This is a genomic window from Helicobacter sp. MIT 03-1616, assembly GCF_000765685.2.
Lineage (GTDB): Bacteria > Campylobacterota > Campylobacteria > Campylobacterales > Helicobacteraceae > Helicobacter_C > Helicobacter_C typhlonius.
In genome coordinates, this window is sequence record NZ_JROY02000028.1 from 1 (window position 1) to 1,593 (window position 1,593).

Sequence of the window (1,593 nt, forward strand, 5' to 3'; positions counted from 1 at the left end):
GCAGATGAAATTTTTTCTTGAGTAGATTCAAAAGTATAAGGCGTGTTTAAGAATTGACTTAAAGCCTTAAGCTCATTCTCTTTAAACTTGCTTCTTTCCCCTTTTAAAAGATTATTTTGCTTCTCTTTACAGAGATTTATTACAAAATCTTTATTTTTACTTAGCTTATGGGCATAAGCTTGAATCTTATCGTTTAAATCCAAACTTATATCTATACGATTAATCGCATTGAGATGATATTCTAAGTCTTTTGCCATATTAATAAGTGTAAAGGCATTTGATTTTTTATTGAGTGAATTTGAAAGCAGTAAATCAAGCTCTAAATTCTCTTTAAAGTGCTTCTCTAACTTTGCTTCATTAACAAACAAATCATTTTTAATTTGGGAGATGAGATACACATCATTTTTTGAATAATTTTTGTTAGTAACATTAGATTCTAAGAATTTTAAGTAAGCTTGTTTTTTAGCAAGTGTAGCATAGTCATTTTTATAGCTCAATCGCTCATAGTTTAATTCTTTTTCTATGGCTCTAAGAGCTTTTATCTTAGTTTTATAATCTTGCAATGATTGCTTAAGCTCACTAATCTCACTATTATGGCTTTTAACAAGCTTTAATTTTTTATAATAGAGTTTATCGCCACTTGTCATAAGTTCTTTAGCTTCATTGACAAAGAGAATTTTTGTTGCAACCTTTTGCCTTATTGCTTCATTAATAGTTTGAATTTTACTCTCATAAAGCGAAATTTTATTGACAATGGAGTGCATACTTTTTGAAATCTCGTTATTAATATTAAGCGGTATTTCAAGTGAAGCTCTAGCGTGTTGTTTTAATAAATCGCGCTCAAATTTATACTTATTTTCATAGTTCAAGTTTGGATTATGAAAGTTAAGAGAGTTTTTAAAATCCTCACGCAAGAGATTCCAAAAATCCTTTATATCTTGCTTACTCTTGAAATGTAGTTTCTTACGAGAAAATATATTGTTTTTGTTTAAGATAATGTGAATGTGTGGTTTATTTTGATGAGAGTGAATAACACTTACAAACTTGTATTCAAAGAAATTCTTTTTCATTACTTCACTCACAGAGATTTTTAATGCTTCAAGGCTATGTTTATCCACAGCCTCATCAAGCGAAAATGTGAAGTGCCACGCTTCTTTTGCGTTCTCTTTTGATGAAAAATCTTTTTGCCAATCATTCATAATGTCCTCTAAGCTCACGAGTTCATTGTCTTGATTGAGTGCAAATGTAGATTCAGAATTGCGTATAACATAATTAAGCGCATTCTTAACACCTTTTGCAGAAAGATTTGATAAAAGCTTTATCATTACTTGCTTAGCAAATTTTCTTTCTTGAATTGTAGAAAAGAGCCGAGAAGAAAAAAGCTCAAGTCTTTTTTTCGGCGCAACTTCATCTTTAATTTTTTTTCTTTTTTCTTCTTCATAATCAAAAAAAATATTTTTCAAACGAGCAAACTTTTTCATAAAAATATTATAGCGTGTATTTTTGAAACATACTATAAATACTTACTCAATTTAAAATCAAACTTTTGTTAGCAGGATAACCCTAAAGTATATCCTTTTTCACTATCAAGCC

The 1,593-nt window shown here is 29.1% G+C and carries 1 protein-coding gene; it reads right to left on the minus strand.

Annotated features, from left to right (window positions below):
* Positions 1–1,325: relaxase/mobilization nuclease domain-containing protein (locus LS67_RS09435; protein WP_138109728.1), on the minus strand; the 1,325-nt coding region annotated here is incomplete at its 3' end.
* Positions 1,326–1,593 lie beyond the last annotated feature (268 nt).